Source organism: Roseburia sp. AM23-20 (assembly GCF_003470905.1).
Classification (GTDB): domain Bacteria; phylum Bacillota; class Clostridia; order Lachnospirales; family Lachnospiraceae; genus Roseburia; species Roseburia rectibacter.
Genome location: NZ_QRHS01000015.1, coordinates 54,021 through 73,483, shown reverse-complemented (window position 1 = coordinate 73,483; position 19,463 = coordinate 54,021). Strand labels below are relative to the sequence as shown.

17 protein-coding genes and 2 tRNA genes are annotated in these 19,463 nt (G+C 42.6%); 15 read left to right on the top strand and 4 right to left on the bottom strand.

Annotated elements, in window-relative coordinates:
- Positions 1–5 precede the first annotated feature (5 nt).
- Both spoVAD and spoVAE read left to right on the top strand, forming a co-directional pair.
- Entirely contained in the window at positions 6–1,019 is a 1,014-nt protein-coding gene (gene spoVAD, locus DW650_RS12210; RefSeq protein WP_186900271.1) for a stage V sporulation protein AD, read from the top strand.
- Positions 1,020–1,039: 20 nt separating this feature from the next.
- Positions 1,040–1,396 carry a stage V sporulation protein AE gene (gene spoVAE, locus DW650_RS12205; protein ID WP_117921553.1) on the top strand — a complete coding sequence of 119 codons (357 nt, stop codon included), beginning with the start codon at positions 1,040–1,042 and terminating at the stop codon, positions 1,394–1,396.
- 3 nt (positions 1,397–1,399) lie between these two features.
- Here spoVAE and DW650_RS12200 read toward each other — a convergent pair whose 3' ends face one another.
- Positions 1,400–1,816, bottom strand: a complete 417-nt coding sequence (locus tag DW650_RS12200; protein WP_117921551.1) for an HIT family protein — start codon at positions 1,814–1,816, stop codon at positions 1,400–1,402.
- Positions 1,817–1,904: 88 nt separating this feature from the next.
- Positions 1,905–2,867, bottom strand: a complete 963-nt coding sequence (locus DW650_RS12195; protein WP_117921549.1) for a bifunctional 4-hydroxy-2-oxoglutarate aldolase/2-dehydro-3-deoxy-phosphogluconate aldolase — start codon at positions 2,865–2,867, stop codon at positions 1,905–1,907.
- Positions 2,868–3,157: 290 nt separating this feature from the next.
- On the opposite strand from DW650_RS12195, the gene DW650_RS12190 reads away from it, so the two are divergent.
- From DW650_RS12190 to DW650_RS12165, 6 genes are all read left to right on the top strand, one after another.
- A complete protein-coding gene (locus DW650_RS12190; RefSeq protein ID WP_117921547.1) occupies positions 3,158–3,940 on the top strand; it encodes an IclR family transcriptional regulator in 783 nt (260 codons plus the stop codon).
- A gap of 95 nt (positions 3,941–4,035) precedes the next feature.
- A complete protein-coding gene (locus tag DW650_RS12185; protein WP_241070902.1) occupies positions 4,036–4,458 on the top strand; it encodes a hypothetical protein in 423 nt (140 codons plus the stop codon).
- Positions 4,459–4,655: 197 nt separating this feature from the next.
- The gene (clpX, locus tag DW650_RS12180; RefSeq protein WP_117921543.1) at positions 4,656–6,209 is read left to right on the top strand and encodes an ATP-dependent Clp protease ATP-binding subunit ClpX; all 1,554 of its coding nucleotides are present in this window, start codon (positions 4,656–4,658) and stop codon (positions 6,207–6,209) included.
- Positions 6,210–6,676: 467 nt separating this feature from the next.
- The gene (locus DW650_RS12175; protein WP_243102948.1) at positions 6,677–8,362 is read left to right on the top strand and encodes a S8 family peptidase; all 1,686 of its coding nucleotides are present in this window, start codon (positions 6,677–6,679) and stop codon (positions 8,360–8,362) included.
- A gap of 161 nt (positions 8,363–8,523) precedes the next feature.
- Positions 8,524–8,778 (top strand): hypothetical protein, encoded by a 255-nt coding sequence (locus tag DW650_RS12170; protein ID WP_243102947.1) that lies wholly within the window; start codon positions 8,524–8,526, stop codon positions 8,776–8,778.
- A gap of 147 nt (positions 8,779–8,925) precedes the next feature.
- Positions 8,926–9,008 (top strand) — tRNA-Leu (locus tag DW650_RS12165).
- Positions 9,009–9,268: 260 nt separating this feature from the next.
- Here the strand turns inward: DW650_RS12165 and DW650_RS12160 are convergent.
- A tRNA-Gly gene (locus tag DW650_RS12160) sits at positions 9,269–9,341 on the bottom strand.
- Between the two features lie 240 nt (positions 9,342–9,581).
- Here DW650_RS12160 and DW650_RS12155 point away from each other — a divergent pair.
- The 6 genes from DW650_RS12155 to serS all read left to right on the top strand — a co-directional run bounded on the left by DW650_RS12155 (position 9,582) and on the right by serS (position 17,709).
- Positions 9,582–11,081 (top strand): efflux RND transporter periplasmic adaptor subunit, encoded by a 1,500-nt coding sequence (locus DW650_RS12155; RefSeq protein ID WP_118210062.1) that lies wholly within the window; start codon positions 9,582–9,584, stop codon positions 11,079–11,081.
- A complete protein-coding gene (locus DW650_RS12150) occupies positions 11,078–11,767 on the top strand; it encodes an ABC transporter ATP-binding protein (RefSeq protein WP_006855684.1) in 690 nt (229 codons plus the stop codon). Before DW650_RS12155 ends, DW650_RS12150 begins: the two co-directional genes overlap by 4 nt.
- The gene (locus DW650_RS12145; RefSeq protein WP_118210061.1) at positions 11,764–13,521 is read left to right on the top strand and encodes an efflux RND transporter periplasmic adaptor subunit; all 1,758 of its coding nucleotides are present in this window, start codon (positions 11,764–11,766) and stop codon (positions 13,519–13,521) included. Before DW650_RS12150 ends, DW650_RS12145 begins: the two co-directional genes overlap by 4 nt.
- 14 nt (positions 13,522–13,535) lie before the next feature.
- The gene (locus DW650_RS12140) at positions 13,536–14,789 is read left to right on the top strand and encodes an ABC transporter permease (RefSeq protein ID WP_117921535.1); all 1,254 of its coding nucleotides are present in this window, start codon (positions 13,536–13,538) and stop codon (positions 14,787–14,789) included.
- Positions 14,790–14,818: 29 nt separating this feature from the next.
- Positions 14,819–16,000, top strand: a complete 1,182-nt coding sequence (locus tag DW650_RS12135) for a glycosyltransferase (protein ID WP_243102946.1) — start codon at positions 14,819–14,821, stop codon at positions 15,998–16,000.
- A gap of 419 nt (positions 16,001–16,419) precedes the next feature.
- Positions 16,420–17,709 (top strand): serine--tRNA ligase, encoded by a 1,290-nt coding sequence (serS, locus tag DW650_RS12130; protein ID WP_118210059.1) that lies wholly within the window; start codon positions 16,420–16,422, stop codon positions 17,707–17,709.
- 101 nt (positions 17,710–17,810) lie between these two features.
- On the opposite strand, the gene DW650_RS12125 is transcribed toward serS, so the two are convergent.
- Positions 17,811–18,329 (bottom strand): peptidylprolyl isomerase, encoded by a 519-nt coding sequence (locus tag DW650_RS12125; protein WP_117921529.1) that lies wholly within the window; start codon positions 18,327–18,329, stop codon positions 17,811–17,813.
- A 214-nt stretch (positions 18,330–18,543) separates the two neighbouring features.
- Between DW650_RS12125 and DW650_RS12120 the strand changes: the two genes are divergently transcribed.
- On the top strand, positions 18,544–19,437 hold the full coding sequence (locus DW650_RS12120) for a C39 family peptidase (protein WP_118210058.1): 894 nt from the start codon (positions 18,544–18,546) through the stop codon (positions 19,435–19,437).
- Positions 19,438–19,463 lie beyond the last annotated feature (26 nt).

The window sequence follows — 19,463 nt, the reverse complement described above, 5'->3', positions numbered from 1 at the left end:
ATCATATGAGCATGCAGATGGGAAAACAGAGTATTTGTTTTAAGGAGCCGCCTTATATCATAAGCAGCGCAAGCATTGTTGGAAAAAAAGAGGGAGAAGGGCCACTGGGAGATTGTTTTGACCTGATCGGTGAAGATGATAAATTCGGACAGAATACATGGGAAGAGGCTGAGAGTACGCTTCAGAAAGAGGCCTTTGGGATGGCGGTTGGTAAAGCAGGACTTTTTAAAGAAGATATCCGCTATCTTTTTTCAGGGGATCTCCTGGGACAAAATATTGCAACCTCATTTGGACTTATGGATTATCAGGTACCGCTCTTTGGGCTGTACGGTGCATGCAGTACCTGTGGCGAGGCACTTTCACTTGGTGCAATGTGTGTTGCGGCAGGATATGCAGATTACGTTGTGGCAATGACGTCGAGTCATTTTGCAAGTGCCGAAAAACAATTCCGGTTTCCGCTGGAATATGCAAACCAGAGACCAATGTCAGCAACATGGACGGTGACAGGGAGTGGTGCGTATGTGCTTGGAAAAAGGAAAAGCAGTGCCTGTATCACTGGAATCACGACCGGTAAGATCATGGATTATGGAATTAAAGATTCCATGAATATGGGGGCAGCAATGGCACCTGCGGCAGCAGATACGATCTGTCAGAATTTCAAAGATTTCGGACGGAAACCGGAGGACTATGATCAAATTATTACCGGGGATCTTGGAAGTGTGGGACAGGAGATACTGATCGATCTTTTAAAGAAAGAAGGATATGATATCAGCCAGGAGCATTTAGACTGTGGTATGCTGATCTTTGAGAGTAAAGCACAGAAAACCGGCGCCGGAGGCTCAGGATGCGGCTGCTCTGCCGTGACACTTGCAGGACATTTCTTAAAGCAGGTTGAGATGGGAAAATTACGCCGTATCTTATTCGTACCGACCGGTGCACTGCTTTCCACGGTATCTTTTAATGAGGGAAAAACGGTGCCTGGAATCGCACATGGTGTTGTGATCGAGCATGCAGATTAAAAAGGAGGAAAGAAAAAATCATGGATTATGTCAATGCATTCTGGGTGGGAGGTGCGATCTGTGCACTGGTACAGATTTTAATGGAAAAAACGAAGATGCTTCCGGGCAGAATTATGGTCATGCTGGTGTGTCTTGGTGCGCTGCTTGGAGCGTTGGGAATTTATCAGCCGTTTATTGAATTTGCAGGAGCGGGAGCAAGTGTTCCGTTGCTTGGATTTGGAAATACCTTGTTTAAGGGTGTGAAAGAAGCAGTAGATGAATATGGTTTTCTTGGGATCTTTTTAGGCGGCTTAAAAGCAAGTGCCGCTGGTATTTCAGCGGCACTGGTCTTTGCATATCTTGCAAGTATTATTTTTCAGCCTAAGATGAAAAAATAGACTTTATAAGTATTTTTTGATCTCTTCGATCAATGTGGCATATTCTTCCTCTGACAGGAATTTTTCTCCCGGATTCATGGCAAATGTGCCTCCCCACTCGTAACCGTCTGTATATTTTGGAACGAGGTGGAAATGCAGATGATGACCTGTATCACCGTAAGCACCATAATTAACTTTCTGCGGGTGAAATGCTTTGTGAAGTGCTTCTGCCACATGATTGATATCTTCAATGTAAGCAGCACGTTCTTCGGCGGTCAGCTCGGTGATCTCACTGACATGTTTTTTGTGTGCAACGATTACACGGCCTTTGTGGCTCTGCTCTTTAAAAAGATATACCTTTGAACTTGGCAGTTCACAGATTTTAATACCAAACTGGGCAACTAATTCGCCCTCCATACAATATGCACAATTCTGATCCATAAGAAACCTCCCGTGTCTGTTTTTTTATTTAACATTGAAAAAAAGGTCTGCACAAATCATAGACCGGTGCAGACCTGATTTTTTAAAATTATTTCTGGTTGAAGTGAATTGCGAAACCTGCGATCTCGTCTTTTAAGTAGGCAACAGTAAGTTCGCCCTTGTCATTGTATTTGAAAGAAGATTCGTCAAATACGAAACCACGTTTCTCAAGATGATAAATAGCGCGGTCTAAGTAGTTAGTCTGGATGCAGATATGACCATTGGTTCCACGTCCCGGATTTTTCATCATTTCGATCAGGGAACCTACGAACATGGAGCTGTTTCCAACTTTTACGTTTTCACCAAGTAAAGTTGCGAATTTTGCTGACTCAGCAGCAGCTACTTCCTCAGAAGCGTTGTTTACACCTACATGTAACAGTTTGAAACCTAACATGGTAGAAACAGCCTCTTTTGTTAAAGCTGTGATGCCAGCCCAGTCTTTTGCTGCGATCATGTCTTTGTTAACCATCCAGGATCCACCACATGCGATGATCTTCTTGAAATCAAGATAGCTTGTTAAGTTCTTTGCATTGATACCGCCGGTCGGCATGAATTTCATTTTGGTATAAGGAGCTGCCATGGATTTGATCATGCTAAGTCCGCCTGCAGCTTCTGCCGGGAAGAATTTAACAACGTCAAGACCAAGTTCGATCGCAACTTCAACGTCGCTTGGGTTAGAGCATCCAGGAGTTACCGGGATTCCTTTTTCTACACAGTATTTTACAACTTTTGGATTTAAACCAGGGCTTACGATAAATTTAGCGCCTGCATTTACAGCACGGTCAACCTGCTCTGTGGTAAGAACAGTACCTGCACCTACTAACATCTCCGGGAACTGCTCGGACATGATGCGGATAGATTCCTCAGCAGCTGCTGTACGGAAAGTAACTTCTGCACATGGGAGACCACCGTCGCATAATGCTTTTGCTAAAGGTGCAGCATCCTCTACATTGTCAAGTGCGATAACCGGGATAATACCGATTTTGGAAAACTCTTCTAATACTTTGTTCATAATTCTTCTCCTTTATTTTGAATAATTTTAAGGTTCTTAAATTGGTTTCACAATATGAAACATTGTTTCATACAACGGTACAATAGTATTATAACATTACAAAATGCCTTGTCAATAATTTAGGGAAAGAAAATGTTGTATTTTGCAAAAAACAAAAATTTGACTTTTATTGGAAGGTCATGTTATGATGTCATATGGTTTCATATAATGAAACAATAATGTGAATTATGAAACCTAAAAGACAGGTATTGGAAAAATAACTGATACCTTACATAGAATATGAGGTAATTATGGCAGAACAGAAAGAAACAAAAAATCCGGTGCAGTCGGCTGAACGTATTTTTCAGGTAATGGAGATGTTAGCCGATCACGGTGAGATGGGACTGATGGAGATCAGCACAGCGTTAGGACTTCACAAAAGCACGGTACATCGCCTTCTGATGTCTTTAGTCTATATGGGATATGCAAAGCAGGATGAGGTATCCCAGAAGTATATGCTTTCCTATAAAATAGTAAGCATGGCAGGAAAAATGCTTGACCGCATGGATATTTTACAGGTCGCGAAACCATATATGGAACGTTTGTCAGATATCAGCGGGGAAACGGTGCATTTAGTGCAGCGGGAAGGAAATAATATTTTATATATTTATAAAATAGAAGCAAAGATTGGTACGATCCGCATGGTGTCCCATGTTGGTATGGTGCATCCGATGTATTGTTCCGGTGTGGGTAAAGCGATCATGGCAGAACTTCCGGAATCAGAAGTGAAGCAGATCTGGAATGAGAGTATCATCGAAAAAAAGACAGAGCATACGATCACAGATTATGATGAGATGCTTCGGGTGTTAAAAGAAGCAAAAAAGAATGGATATGCGCTTGATGATGAAGAAAATGAAGAAGGTGTGCGCTGCATCGCGGCGAGTCTTCGTGATTATCATAATGAAGTAAAATATGCATTCAGTATTTCCGGTCCGACCAGCCGGATGACGCGAGAGCGCGTGGAAGAGCTGTCTGTGGATGTCAAAAAAGTACAGGAAGAATTATCCATGGAATTAGGCTGGTATAGAAAATAGCAGAGTTGGTCATACTATCCTTGAAAAGGTAATGGTTCAGAGAGTTTTTGAGCGGTTACAAATAATTTCTTGTAAAGTAAAGGAGAAGAATGACCATGAAAAAATTCAAAATGCTTGCGGCATGCCTGGTGCTTACATTGTCTCTTAGTGCACTGACCGCATGCGGCACAAACAGTAACAACACGGATACCAATAACAATGGAAATAATCCGGCTGTAGGTACGGAAAATCAGGTAAAAGGTAACACGGAAAATGGTGTTAATGCTACCGAAAATGGTATGAATGATACCAATGTGAATGGAACTGATACAATGAATGATACCAACGCAAATGGCACGAATGGAACCGTAAATAATAACAATGGCAATGACACAGACGGTGGTGCTGTTGTGGATGATGTAGTAGACGGCATCGGTGATGCGGGAAAAGATATTATCGACGGTGTTGAAAACGGTGTGGATGATGCAACCGGAAATAATAACAATAGTGGAAATGCTACTGATAACAGTGCAAGATAACGGATGTGGAATCTCCGGGTATGACCTTTCGGTGAAAGGAATGCCCGGATTTTTTCTGCTACAGAATATTCGCAGAAATCCTTAAATAAAAATGAAATCTTCCTGATTTCCTTGTGATTGCAGATATTTTGCGGTACAATGTCTTAAATAAGTCTGTTTTAAAGATAGATGAATGGAATGATTTAGGAGATTTTCAGATGAATAATAATGATTATAGAGAAGTAACAGAGGATGAAGCAACAACAGTTTCTACAAGTTCAAAGGACGAAATAAACGGACAGGAAAACAGTAGTGATACCCATGATGTATCAGAACATGAAAAAGAAACCGCAGAGGCAGAAGTGACAAATGCAGACACACCGGAGGAGAAAGAAACGGAATACGAAGATATCTGCTATATCTGCCGCAGACCGGAACATATTGCAGGAAAGATGATACGGATACCGAATAATATCTGTATCTGTCAGGATTGCATGCAGAAAACTTTTGACAGTATGAACCAGACAGGATTTTCCATGGATGATATGCTGAACATGAATATGGGCAAGATGCCGAATATCAGCATGATCAATCTGTCAGATCTTCAGGGGATGCAGGGATTTATTCCGAATAACCAGAAGATCAAAAAGAAAAAGCCAAAAGAAAATAAAGAGCCGGTGCTTGATATCAAAAAGATCCCGGCACCGCATAAGATCAAGGCATCGTTAGATGAGTACGTAGTAGGACAGGAGCACGCAAAGAAGGTTATGTCTGTTGCTGTCTACAATCACTATAAGAGAATCGCATCAGATGAGAAGGATGGTATTGAGATTGAAAAATCCAATATGTTAATGATCGGACCGACCGGTTCCGGTAAGACTTATCTGGTGAAAACACTTGCAAAACTTTTAGATGTGCCGCTTGCCATCACAGATGCAACATCCCTGACAGAGGCAGGATATATCGGTGATGATATCGAGAGCGTTGTAAGTAAGCTGCTTGCCGCAGCAGATAATGATGTGGAGCGCGCAGAGCACGGTATTATTTTTATCGATGAAATCGATAAGATCGCCAAGAAACGCAATACGAACCAGCGTGATGTCAGCGGTGAGTCCGTACAGCAGGGAATGTTAAAACTGTTAGAGGGTGCAGAAGTTGAGGTGCCTGTCGGAGCCAGCAGCAAGAATGCCATGGTGCCGATGACTATGGTCAACACAAAGAATATCCTTTTTATCTGTGGAGGTGCATTCCCGGAGTTAGAGGATATCATTAAGGAACGTCTCAATAAGTCTGCGTCGATCGGCTTTAAATCAGAATTAAAGGATAAATATGATCAGGACGAAAATATCCTGCAGAAAGTGACTACAGAAGATGTGCGTAAGTTTGGCATGATACCTGAGTTCTTAGGACGTCTGCCGATCATGTTTACGCTAGAAGCACTTACAGAAGATATGCTGGTACGCATTTTGAAAGAACCGAAAAATGCGATTTTAAAACAGTATCAGAAGCTGCTGGCCATGGATGAGGTAAGACTCAAATTTGAGGATGATGCGTTGATGGCGATCGCAAAGCAGGCGAAGGAAAAGAAAGTCGGTGCGCGTGCACTTCGCGCGATCATCGAGGAATTTATGCTTGACATCATGTATGAAATTCCGAAAGATGACAATATTGGTATGGTAACCATTACGAAAGAGTATGTGGAGAAAAAAGGCGGTCCGCTTATTACGATGCGTGGCTGTGCACAGATTGCTGCTGTTCAGACGCAAGCTTGACACTTTGCTGTCAAGCTATGCGCCGTAGTGTATATTGTTGTGAGATTACAGCCCCTGCCTCGAAGAGGCACTTTTCATGGGCTGTAATCGTTGTTGGTCACACCGGAAGTGTGAACAGTAACCACAGATCGGGAAACAGAAAGCTCCGGAGATCGCGGCTTTCGAATAATACAATTAAATAAGTCTGTAACGGGCACTCCGGCATCTGTTTTACGATAAACAGATGACCGGAGTTTTTTCAATTTATAAAACATTTAGGGCGTATTTGTTGCGGACATTGACAGTAATGTATCTATTACATCAGGTGACACGATCTCCGGAGATGATTATGATGCAGGAGACAGCACAGTCAGTTACATTAAATGAACTTGTGCAGAAGTTCGAATTAAAATAAAAAATATGGTTCTAAAGTAAAAGATTCCGGCATCTATTTAGTAATTGAATAGATGACTGGAGTTTTTTTATTTATGGCAGATTGCAGGGAACAGGTATATTCTGATGATTTTTTTGATTTTATCGTATCTTATGAGGAAACCAGTGGACAGACGATCGCAGAGGCTTGTATCCAGAGAATCGATGAAGGGTATGATATCTATTATTATCCGAGGGAGAGATTACCTCCGCTTAGTGTAGGCGGTTATTCTTATTCTGAGATCCCAAAATGTTATGGACTGCTGGATCGGACAGCACTTGAGGTGTCCGGTATTTTAAAAATGCAGAATCAGCCTGTTCTTGCATTAAAGGGAAACGGTGTGCTGATCGGATTTATTGATACGGGGATTGATTATACAAATCCGGCATTTCGCTACAGTGACGGGAGCAGCCGGATCGTCCGTATCTGGGATCAGACGATACAGGATGGAACGCCACCAGCGGGTATTTTATATGGGGCAGAGTATACAAAAGAACAGATCAATGCGGCGTTATTTTCAGAAGACCCGTACGATATCGTGCCGTCGCGTGATACCAATGGACATGGTACATTTCTTGCAGGAGTGGCATGTGCAAGTGAGAGTGAAAACGGTGATTTTATCGGGGCGGCACCCCAGTCTGAGATCATTATGATAAAATTAAAAGAGGCAAAGCAGTATCTTCGGGATTTCTTTTTTGTGAAAGACGGTGTTCCGGCATATCAGGAAAATGATATTATGATGGCAGTTTCTTATTTAAACAGTGCAGCAAATATTTTGAATCGTCCGCTTGTCATATGCATGGCATTAGGAAACAGTGCCGGGAGCCATGCGAGTGAGGGTTTTCTTCCTTCTTATCTTAATTATATGTGCGGAAGAAGAAAACGAGTCGTTGTGGTTGCAGCCGGAAACGAGGCGAATGCAAGACATCATTTTCAGGGACGTATCATAGGGGAGATGGAGCATGAGGATGCAGAAATCACGGTAGAGCAAAATACGAAAGGTTTTTTTGTGGAACTGTGGGCATCTGCGCCGGAACTGTATGCGGTTGCGGTAATTTCACCATCAGGAGAGCAGATTCCGCGGATTTCGGTGCGCCGTGGGGCATCAGAGCAGTTTAACTTTATTTTTGAGGGGACGACGATCACGGTAGATTACCGGATCGATATGAAAGAAACGTCAAGCCAGCTGATTTTTTTCCGGTTTATAAGACCGACACCGGGACTTTGGACAATACGTATTTTTCCACAGCTTACTGTCACCGGAAATTATCATCTCTGGCTTCCTTTGAAAGAAATGACAGATGGCAATAATTTTTTCCTTCGGTCGAATCCGGAAATTACACTGACTTCCCCCAGTGCGGCAAGACAGGTCATCACAGTGGGCGGTTATCAGGCATCGAACACCAGTATCTATGCGGATTCCGGAAGAGGTTATACTACGACAGGAGAGATCAAACCCGATTTTGTGGCACCGGCGGTGGATGTTTATGGTCCCGGACTTCGCAATAATTTTATCACTTTTACGGGAACAAGTGCAGCCGCAGCGATCACAGCTGGAGCCTGTGCGCAGATCATGCAGTGGGCGATCGTGGATCAGAATAATACGATCATGTCACATACATCTATCAAAAACATGTTGATCCGCGGTACTGCAAAACCGGAAAACCGGACATATCCGAACCGGGAGTGGGGATATGGGACACTTGATGTGTATGGGGCATTTCAGAATCTGAGACTGTGATAAAACGACGAAATATTATTTAGAAAATGTTTAGAAAAAACAGCAAGATTGTTTATCTGTATTTATGTAATTTTTGTGAAACTGGTTATAAACTTCAAAATGTAATACGATATAAATAAAAATAAGAATACAAACGGGGAGAGAAAGGCGATATCTTAAAAGTGATCCAGAAAACAAAAGCAGAAGCAGAAGCAGGTCAGTCTGATGGATATTCTGCTTCCGGCGGAGCGGGACAGACAGGGCAGGCATCCGGAACCGGGGCTGCTGGTAGTGCCGGTGGAGACAGTGATGACGAAACTACTACAACAACAAAGACGGTTGTGGTCAATGGTATTACTTATCTTGAAACAACGACTGTGGAGAACGGTGTCACAAGTGTGCAGAGGACAAAGATCAGTGGAGTTGGTGAAGAATAGCGATGGTAAAAAATCCGAAGGGAGTGTGAACCTTCGGATTTTTGCTGAAATCAGGAAAGTAATCCCTAAATGTTAAAATAAAATTGCTTGCAATTTGTAACATGATATGATAAGATGTTTATTGTTCGAGCGATTAAAAAAGAATAAGCCGGCGTGGCGGAATGGCAGACGCACCAGACTCAAAATCTGGCGGTGGCAACATCGTATGGGTTCAAGTCCCATTGCCGGCATTAGAAAAAAGTCCAGTTTTACTGGACTTTTTCTTGATTCATAGGAAATTACATCCTATGAATCAAAAAGCCCTCCGGGCAGGATCGCACTGCGGCGGAGTGGAATAATGTCGCTAGAGCGACCCGCCGCAGGACATCCGGTGGATGTCCGCTATGCGCGGACCGGAGCGGAAGCGAAGAAACTCGAAAGTTCGAGTCCGGCAGGACTCGATTTATCAAAAAAAGGACATCTGAATGATGTCCTTTTTTTGATGAAAGAGAGCGCGAGACGGGACTCGAACCCGCGGCCCCGACCTTGGCAAGGTCGTGCTCCACCAACTGAGCCACTCGCGCATATCTGAAATTATTCTGTATCTGTCTGTCAGACACATTTGATATCATACTATGGCAAAAACAATTTGTCAACAATTTTTTTTAAATAGCAATCATATTTTTTGAATCCTTAAGGGAAAAAGTTCATCTGTGATTTAAAAAAGAATTAATAATATTCATCTATATATTAAGTAGGAAAAATGCTATAATACGGAATGTCTGATAATCAGGATGCAGACAGTGTACATTTAAGGAGGAACTATGGAAAAGAAAAAAATAATTATTCCGGTCGTAGCCATTGCAGTAATTGGAGCAGTAGGAGGAACCGGTTATTATTATCGCGACAATATTATAGATGTGACAACACAGGCAATTGATGTAGTTTCAGAGAAAATTCCGTTTTTACAGTCAGGAAAATCGGATGACAAGGTATATGTTGAGAAAGTTTCTAAGATCATGAATACATATACGGGAAATACCAACCGGTATAATGGTGTTGTGGAATCGCAGGACAGTTATGAGGTAAATGTAGATTCATCGCGTACCATCAAAGAAATCCTTGTAAAAGTAGGGGATGAGGTAGAAGAGGGTCAGACACTTGTTACCTATGATACCAGCGAACTTGAGATGCAGGTGAAACAGGCAAAACTTGAACTCGAGGGAATCCAGAATGAGATTGACAGTTCCAAAAAAAAGATAGCCACATTGACCGATGAATTAAATAAAACGACAGATGAGGACGATAAATTTTCACTGACGACAGATATTCAGTCGGAGGAAAATTCCATCGAGGAGAATAAACTTGATCTTGAGAGCAAGAACCTTGAAATATCAAAATATGAAGCCCAGATCGATGCATCGTCTGTTGTCAGCAAAAAATCCGGCGTGGTAAAGGAAATCAACGAGAACGGTACAGACAGTAATGGTAATAATGCTGCGTTTATGACGATTCTTCAGACAGGTGAATACCGTGTAAAAGGAAGTATCGATGAGCAGAATGTATGGATGATCTCAGATGGACAGGCGGTCATCATACGTTCGAGGGTGGATGAAAGTCAGACATGGAATGGAACGATTTCAAAGATTGATACAGATAACGTGCAGAAAAGTGATGACGATTCATCTTCAGACAGTAGTGTCTCTGCAACAAAGTACCCGTTTTATGTGGAACTTCCATCTGCAGAGGGACTGCTGTTAGGACAGCATGTATATATTGAACTTGACGAAGGTCAGGACGATCAGCAGAAAGAAGGAATCTGGCTGTATTCAAACTATGTTGTTCAGGATGACAGCGGTGCTTATGTCTGGGCTGCAAATGATAAGAAACGTCTGGAAAAACGATATGTAGAACTTGGTGAATATGATGAGGATCTGGCAGAGTATGAGATCTTATCCGGTCTTTCACTTGATGATTATATCACATGGCCGATGGAAGGACTCTATGAAGGAGTAACTACGGTGACAGATGTGAGCGAGGTCGATTATTCTTCTCCGTTGTACAATCAGGATGGTACAGAGATGCTTGATTACGGAACCGAAATGTTGTATGAAAACGGAATGTACGATACGGAAATGATGAACGATAATGGTATGCAGGATTATGTAAATGGCGATATGGAAGATGGATCAGGTTATGATGGAGCTGACGATGGCGATTCTGCGGATGATGCGGAATATGATGACTCTGATTACAATGATTCTGACTATGAGGATTCTGATGATTCCTATGATGATTCCAATGATATGGAGGTAGGGGAATGATACTGAATCTGCAGAATATTTACAAGGATTATCAGCAGGATAAGCTGGTCGTTCCGGTATTAAAAGATGTCTGTCTTACCGTGGAAGAGGGAGAGTATGTTGCGATCATGGGACCGTCCGGTTCCGGAAAGACAACACTTATGAATATCATAGGCTGTCTGGATAAGCCGACGAGCGGGACTTATGAGCTGGCAGGAGAGGACGTCTTAAAGTTAAAAGACAAGCAGCTGTCAGATTTAAGACTGCGCAGTATCGGGTTTGTATTTCAGAGTTTTCATCTGATGCCGAGAGAGACTGCGGTGGAAAATGTATCACTGCCGCTTAGTTATGCCGGCGTGAAAAAAAAGGAGCGCAGGGAGCGTGCAATCAAAGCACTGGAACGTGTCGGACTTGGTGACAGGGTGGACTTTCGTCCGACGCAGCTTTCCGGTGGACAAAAACAGAGGGTTGCGATTGCGAGAGCAATGGTCAATAATCCAAAGATCTTACTTGCGGATGAACCTACCGGAGCACTTGATTCCAAGTCAGGAGAGCAGATCATGGAACTGTTCCAGAAACTCAATGAAGAGGGTGTTACGATCGTTATGATCACACATGATCCGCATATCGCATCCAATGCAAAACGCATGGTGAAAATCATTGACGGGGAGATTTTTGAGGGCGATGAAAAGGAGGATGCATCATGAAATTAAAAAAAGTAATCGCAGTCATTGTCGTACTTGCCGTCACTGTTGGTGCAGTCACCGGAGGAATTTATGGTTATAAGTCGTATCAGAAGAAGAATCTGGTGGCAGAAGTACAGTCTGTTTCCAGTTTAAACTATGGATATTATGGGAACTCTGAAACAAGCTATGGTGTTGTGACGAATGATTCTTCCCAGGAAGTATATTTAGATGATTCCAACAAAGTGCAGGAGGTTTATGTTTCAAAAGGCGATACAGTGAAAGAGGGAGATCCGCTGATCCAGTATGATACATCGGAGGCAGAGATCGATATCCAGAGGAAAAACCTTGAGATCAGTACAACAGAAAACAGTCTTGCGAAGGCACAGCATTCTTTAGAGTCATTAAAAAACACAAAACCGGTGGATAAGACACGGCCTTCTACTGCCAGTACTGCATCCTCGTACATAAATAAAAAGCTGCAGGAATTAGAGCAGAAGAAAGCCTACATAGAGTCACTGCCAGAAAAGGATGCGAAGGATAACCGCATTTATAATTATGTGACGGAAGATTCGGAGCCATATAATAAAGACACGGCAGATGGAACAGCAGAGAATCCTTACATTTATTATTGTAATAAAGATGTTTTTGCATATGGAAGTTTTTACAATTCGCTGCGGCCGCAGAAAAAATCAGATGGCACCTATACGGATGGAAAATATGTAAAGTTTATTATCTGCAAAAAAGACAGCGATGGGAAAATGGTGTTTGAAAGTGTGGAAACAGGAGATGAAGTGGTGGATGACAGTACTGAGTCGAATGGTGCCACAAAAGAAGTTACAGTACAGAAATATGAGCCTGTGGCAGATGACAGTATTTCACCGAATGTAAAAGATGTCGATGGAAGTACCATGCCTATGGACTATGATAAAAGCCGGTCCTGGTATGTTTTTTCAGGAGAAGAAGTTGGAAAAAGTCTTCAGGATTATCTGGATGAACTTGAGAATGAAGATAACTGGAACGATGAAGATGACTGGGAAGAGCCGGAAGGATATACCGAAAAAGAACTTGCAGAGGCAATCAATGACAAAGAATCAGAAGTAAAAAAACTGGATATACAGCTTCGCAAGTTAAAACTGGAGCTGGAAACGTTACAGGACAGCATCAATGATGGTGTGGTTTATGCAAAACTTGATGGTGTTGTGAAATCTGTGGGAGATCCGGATCAGAAACAGGATGATGGGAATGCATTTCTTGTGGTAACCGGGGATGACGGACTGTACGTGAGCGGTACGATCAGCGAACTTTTGTTAGATGAAGTCAAACCGGGAACGGTTGTTACCGCAAATTCATGGGAATCAGGAATGACATTTGAGGCAACCGTAACGAGCGTATCGGATTATCCTGTGAGTGGCAATTCCTGGGGAGAAGGAAATCCGAATGTTTCTTATTATCAGTATACTGCATATATGGAAGACAGTTCTGCACTGAAAAATGGAGAATATGTGGATCTTGCAATTCAGACAAATCAGTCAGAAACAGGCGGTATTTACCTTGATAAGGCATATGTGAGACAGGAAGATGGAAAATCATATGTTATGATCGCAGATGAGAGTGATCATCTGAAAAAACAATATGTTGTAACCGGAAAAACAGTATATGGTACTGCAGTTGAGATCAAATCAGGACTGACAGAGGATGACAGGATCGCCTTCCCTTATGGAAAGACAGCAGTCGAGGGAGCAGCAGTAACAGAGGATGAAAGTGTTGAATATTAATCAGGAGGAACAGGATGTTTGAGAATATAAGATTATCTTTTCAGGGAATCTGGTCCCACAAGATGCGTTCCTTTCTGACCATGCTTGGAATTATCATAGGTATCGCAGCGATCATTGCGATCGTATCAACGATCAAAGGAACGAATGAACAGATCAAAGAAAACCTGATCGGCTCCGGAGAGAATACAGTGGAAGTGTCTCTTTATCAGGGCGAGTGGGAATACGAGATGGATTACAACGGAGTGCCGCAGGGAGTGCCGCTTGTAACGGATGAGGTCATGAGTGACATCAAAGATCTCGATCATGTAGAGAATGCATCTGCATACTTAAGCAGACAGGATTATAGCGGAGTGTATCATTTAAATACGGCTTTTTCCGGTGGATATGTGCGCGGAATCGACAACAGCTATTTTGATACCTGCAATTATGTTATGAAAGAGGGACGTGCTTTTACGGATGAGGACTTTAAAAAGTATAAAAAAGTCGCTATTTTGGATACGGATTCCGCAAATGCGCTGTTTCAGGGAGAAGATCCGGTCGGAAATACGATCGAGATCCAGAAGGAGCCTTATACGGTAATTGGAATCGTAACCAAGGCAAAGGTGTTTGAGCCGGTCATCAATTCCATTGATGATTATTATACATATGCGCAGGATACGGCAGGTTCTATTTATATCCCGAATACGACCTGGCCGATCATATATCAGTATGACGAGCCACAGAATGTTGTGATCCGTGTGGACAGTACGGATAATATGACATCTGCCGGAAAAGCATGTGCAGATCTGCTAAACAATTATCTGTCACCGAAAGATGATACGATCCAGTATAAGGCAAAGGATCTTTTAGAGCAGGCACAGCAGATACAGGAACTCAGCAGTTCAACAAATACGATGCTGATCTGGATCGCTGGAATTTCCCTGATCGTTGGTGGTATCGGTGTTATGAATATCATGCTGGTATCAGTGACAGAGCGTACGCAGGAGATCGGTTTAAAGAAGGCAATCGGTGCAAGAAAGTCAAAGATTTTGAATCAGTTTCTGACCGAAGCAGCGGTGCTTACAAGTTTAGGCGGTGTGCTTGGTGTAATTGTCGGTATCATATTAGCAGAGATCATTTCCTATGTGACGACGATGCCGGTTGCAATCAGTATTCCGGCGGCGATCGGTTCCGTGCTGTTTTCTATGGTGATCGGAATTGTATTCGGGGTTTTCCCGTCTTATAAGGCGGCGAATCTAAACCCGATTGACGCGCTGCGCCATGAATAAACGTCTGGATAATGGAAATGGAGATTCGTGTGAAAAAAATCGTGATGTTTGAAGGAGGCGTGGAAACGCTTGCGTATTTCTCGAAACAGATGGCGGGGCAGTTTGAAAAGATGGGATATGCAGTATTTTTCTACGACCTGAAAGATGAAAAGGGAAGTGCCAAAAGGCTGAGAAAATTCATAAAACCCGGCGAGACAGTGATGATCACTTTCAATTTTCAGGGACTGGAAAAAGAAGCGGGTGTATACAGTGAAAGAAACGGTTATATTTGGGATGAATATAAGATTCCCTGTTATAATATTGCGGCAGATCATCCGTACTATTATGATAACCGTCTGCATGATCTGCCATCCGGATATCACCACATCAGTATTGACAGAAAACAGGAAGCATATTTTTTAAAATATTATCCCGGATATAAAAGTGCCGGATTTCTTCCGTTAGCGGGAACCGGGCTGGATGGAGCACTTGATGTGTCGTATGAACAGCGGAATATTGATGTGATCATGACCGGAAATTACACGCCTCCGTCTTTTTTTGAACAGCATATCAACTGGATCAATGATGAGTATGCGGCATTTTACCGCGGAATCATTGACGAGCTGCTGGAAAAAACGGACCAGACCATCGAGGAGGTGACACTGCGTCACTGTGAACGTGAGATGGGGAAGGTGGTACCGGATGATTTCAGACTTGTGATGCATAAGATGATATTCATTGATCTGTATGTGCGCAATTACTGGCGTGGCCTGGTCATAAAGACGCTGGCAGAAGCAGGGATCACCGTGGATGTTGTTGGAAAGGGCTGGGAAGAACTTGACTGTACTGCGATGCAGAATATAAGAATACATCCGCAGACGGATTCCCTGACCTGTTTAGAGCAGCTTGCACATGCGAAGATTTCAATTAATGTGATGCCATGGTTTAAAGATGGTGCACATGACCGGGTGTTTAATTCGATTTTAAACGGTGCAGTCTGTGTTTCGGATACCAGTCACTACCTCTGCGAAGAACTAAAAGAGGGAGATGGTGTCTCGTATTATGACCTGAAACATTTAGAGCAGCTACCGGTAAAAGTAAGTGATCTGCTGAAAAATGAACAGCAGATGAGAGATATTGTTATGCGTGGAGTGGAGAAAACGGCAGGGAAGCATATCTGGGCGATGCGGGCAATCGAACTGGAAGAAAAAATCAGGCAGGAAGCATATTAGACTTGCATTACGGAAATAATGAGTGTATAATAACGAAAGAATTTGGCAGTGATGGAAGCTGCGGCAGCAAGACTGTTTCAGAGAGCCGGTGGGTGCTGGAAACCGGTACAGAAAAGATGCCTTTCCACTTCCGGAGTCAGTGATGAAAGTCACGGGGTCGTATCCCATAGCATACGAATTGAGAGGTCACAGTAGGAGAAACAGATACTGGAAATGAGCATCTGTGTTAAAAAGAAAAAGCAGTGACAAGATGGGTGGCAACGCGGAAGAGTTTTAGAGCCTTTCGTCCCATGTGTAGGATGGCACATAGGGCGGAAGGCTTTTTGTGTTATCGTTAAGAAAATGTCAGACAGATATTAGGTCAGGCAAAATGAAAATCTACAAAAACGGGCGGCATGTTCCGCAGAAAGAGGAGAAAGATGATCGATTTAAAATTTTTAAGAGAGAATCCGGAAGTTGTAAAACAGAATATTAAAAATAAGTTCCAGGATCACAAACTGCCATTAGTAGATGAGGTGATTGAGCTTGATGCAAAAGCGAGAGCTGTACAGCAGGAAGCAGATGATCTGCGTGCAAGCAGAAATAAACTGTCAAAACAGATCGGACAGTTAATGGGACAGGGTAAAAAAGATGAGGCAGAAGCAGTAAAGGCACAGGTAAATGCCAATGCAGCACGTCTTGCAGAGTTAGAGGAGCAGGAAAAAGAACTGCAGGAAAAAGTAACAAAGATCATGATGACGATCCCGAATATCATTGATCCGTCTGTACCGATCGGAAAAGATGACAGCTGCAATGTAGAGATCGAAAAATTCGGCGAGCCGGTCGTACCGGATTTCGAGATCCCATATCATACAGAGATCATGGAGCGTTTTAATGGTATCGATCTTGATGCTGCAGGAAAAGTTGCAGGAAATGGTTTTTATTATCTGATGGGCGATATCGCACGCCTTCATTCTGCAGTGATCTCTTATGCGCGTGATTTTATGATCGACCGTGGCTTTACCTATGTGATCCCGCCATTTATGATCCGAAGCAACGTTGTTACAGGTGTTATGAGTTTTGATGAGATGGATGCAATGATGTACAAGATCGAGGGTGAGGATCTCTATCTGATCGGTACTTCCGAGCATTCCATGATCGGTAAATTCATCGACACGATCAACGATGAGGAGAAATTACCGTATACACTGACTTCCTACTCTCCATGTTTCCGTAAAGAGAAAGGTGCACATGGTATTGAGGAGCGTGGAGTATACCGTATCCACCAGTTCGAGAAACAGGAGATGATCGTTGTCTGCAAACCGGAAGAGTCTAAAACATGGTATGATAAATTATGGCAGAACACGGTAGACTTATTCCGCAGCCTTGATATTCCGGTTCGTACCTTAGAGTGCTGCTCCGGCGACCTTGCAGACTTAAAAGTAAAATCCTGCGATGTTGAGGCATGGTCTCCAAGACAGAAGAAATACTTTGAAGTTGGAAGCTGTTCTAATTTAGGAGATGCACAGGCAAGACGTTTAAAGATCCGTGTGAAAGGTTCCGACGGAAATAAATATTTTGCACACACTTTAAACAATACTGTTGTTGCACCACCTAGAATGTTGATCGCATTCTTAGAGAACAACTTAAATGAAGACGGCAGTGTTAATGTACCGAAGGCATTACAGTCGTATATGGGTGGAAAAGAGAAACTTATTCCGGTAAAATAATTGACGGTTCAAACAATTTATAATAAAAATCCACAGTGCACACGATATGGTGTGCGCTGTGGATTTTTTGTCTTGTCAGGATAACAGATTTGCAGTCTGGATCAGCATTTCTCCGGTTCCGGATAATCCACACCGAAAGTCTCAACAGTAACAGTTTTCATGCGCTGTGTCTCTAATGGCCTGTCACTGTAATCGGTTGCGGTTTCAGCGATTTTATTTACGATATCCATTCCTTCAGTGATTTTACCGAAAGCAGCATAAGCTCCGTCTAAGTGCGGAGATGTTTTGTGCATGATAAAGAACTGGCTGCCGGCAGAATCCGGGTGCATAGCTCTTGCCATGGATAAAACACCTTCGGTGTGTTTTAAATCATTTTTGAAACCATTCTGGGAAAATTCGCCTTTGATATCATAGCCAGGACCGCCCATGCCGGTTCCGTCAGGACATCCGCCCTGGATCATAAATCCTTTGATCACGCGGTGAAAGATCAGTCCGTTATAATAACCTTTCTGGATCAGGCTGATAAAGTTATTGACAGTATTCGGAGCGATTTCAGGATAAAGTTCCGCTTTCATGATATCGCCATTTTCCATTTCAATCGTAACGACTGGATTTGCCATAATTGTGTACCTCTTTTCAAAATAATAGTGTCTGTAATGATACTGCTCTATTGTAGCGGAAAAAAAAGGAGTAGTAAAGTAAATAATTTAAGAAAATCTTTGCTTGAATAAAGATTCTTTACAAGGTAACATAAATATAGACGGGTTTGAGATGAAAATGGGAGATACTATTTAAAAATATCAGAAATCAGATCAGAATTGGGAGGAAGGGTATTTGAATCGTCAGAAAAGAAAGGAGTACAGATTCTATGCGATGTTAGCAGGAATGTTTCTGCTGATTGCTGGGGCATACTGTCTGGATGGAGATTTTACATCAGAAAATGATCAAAATGCTGCAGACGTTTCTGCCACGCAGCCGGAATATGTGCCGGCAGTGAAACTGTATGCTGGTATTTTTACAAAACTGGACGGCGAAGAGTATGCTGTGATCAAAAAAAATAAAGACATTCTGGTAGCTGCGGCAAACAGGGGATATTATGATGAGACGGATGTCTACTCTTTTTTGCAGGGACCAAAATCCTGGGGAGAGGGACGGGCCTGGTCCGGCGAATGGAGTAATCAGTATGTAAGAGGCAATTATTTTGGTAATTTCGGGTGTGGACTGTGCTGTATGGCAAATATATACAGTACATTTTCGGATCATACCTGTTCGCCATGGGATATGTTTCTATATGCACGGGAGACTTCCGGATATACGCCGACGAAAAAGATTGGGGCGATCGGCTGGGGTGATATGAAAACGGTTATGCGTAAATGCGGATTTGATGCGGAGCTTTATACAAAACCACAGACTTATGAGGCATTCCGGGAGCAGATCAAAACAGCAAAAAGTGCCATTGTTTTAGTCAGCAGTCATGATGATAATACTTACTGGAAAAAGACAGGTGGTCATTATGTGAATATCTGTCTGTACAAAGAAGAGACAGATGAAGTATTTCTTGCAGATCCGGCAGACCCGGATGGAAACCGGAATTATATTCCGCTGCGCTATGTTTATGATGCTTTAAAAACGGTCAGTAAATATCAGTATCTGGTTGTAGATGGTTATTCTGAGGAACAGAACCAGTGGAAACAGGATGGAATAGATGAGGCATGGGTGGCACCATAAAAAATGTGCGTACAATATAAACAGAA

Bases quoted from the DNA above. Each gene is read 5' to 3' on its own strand.
- spoVAD (WP_186900271.1), top strand. From the start codon at position 6: ATGAGCATGCAGATGGGAAAACAGAGTATTTGTTTTAAGGAGCCGCCT.
- spoVAE (WP_117921553.1), top strand. From the start codon at position 1,040: ATGGATTATGTCAATGCATTCTGGGTGGGAGGTGCGATCTGTGCACTG.
- DW650_RS12200 (WP_117921551.1), bottom strand. From the start codon at position 1,816: ATGGATCAGAATTGTGCATATTGTATGGAGGGCGAATTAGTTGCCCAG.
- DW650_RS12195 (WP_117921549.1), bottom strand. From the start codon at position 2,867: ATGAACAAAGTATTAGAAGAGTTTTCCAAAATCGGTATTATCCCGGTT.
- DW650_RS12190 (WP_117921547.1), top strand. From the start codon at position 3,158: ATGGCAGAACAGAAAGAAACAAAAAATCCGGTGCAGTCGGCTGAACGT.
- DW650_RS12185 (WP_241070902.1), top strand. From the start codon at position 4,036: ATGAAAAAATTCAAAATGCTTGCGGCATGCCTGGTGCTTACATTGTCT.
- clpX (WP_117921543.1), top strand. From the start codon at position 4,656: ATGAATAATAATGATTATAGAGAAGTAACAGAGGATGAAGCAACAACA.
- DW650_RS12175 (WP_243102948.1), top strand. From the start codon at position 6,677: ATGGCAGATTGCAGGGAACAGGTATATTCTGATGATTTTTTTGATTTT.
- DW650_RS12155 (WP_118210062.1), top strand. From the start codon at position 9,582: ATGGAAAAGAAAAAAATAATTATTCCGGTCGTAGCCATTGCAGTAATT.
- DW650_RS12150 (WP_006855684.1), top strand. From the start codon at position 11,078: ATGATACTGAATCTGCAGAATATTTACAAGGATTATCAGCAGGATAAG.
- DW650_RS12145 (WP_118210061.1), top strand. From the start codon at position 11,764: ATGAAATTAAAAAAAGTAATCGCAGTCATTGTCGTACTTGCCGTCACT.
- DW650_RS12140 (WP_117921535.1), top strand. From the start codon at position 13,536: ATGTTTGAGAATATAAGATTATCTTTTCAGGGAATCTGGTCCCACAAG.
- serS (WP_118210059.1), top strand. From the start codon at position 16,420: ATGATCGATTTAAAATTTTTAAGAGAGAATCCGGAAGTTGTAAAACAG.
- DW650_RS12125 (WP_117921529.1), bottom strand. From the start codon at position 18,329: ATGGCAAATCCAGTCGTTACGATTGAAATGGAAAATGGCGATATCATG.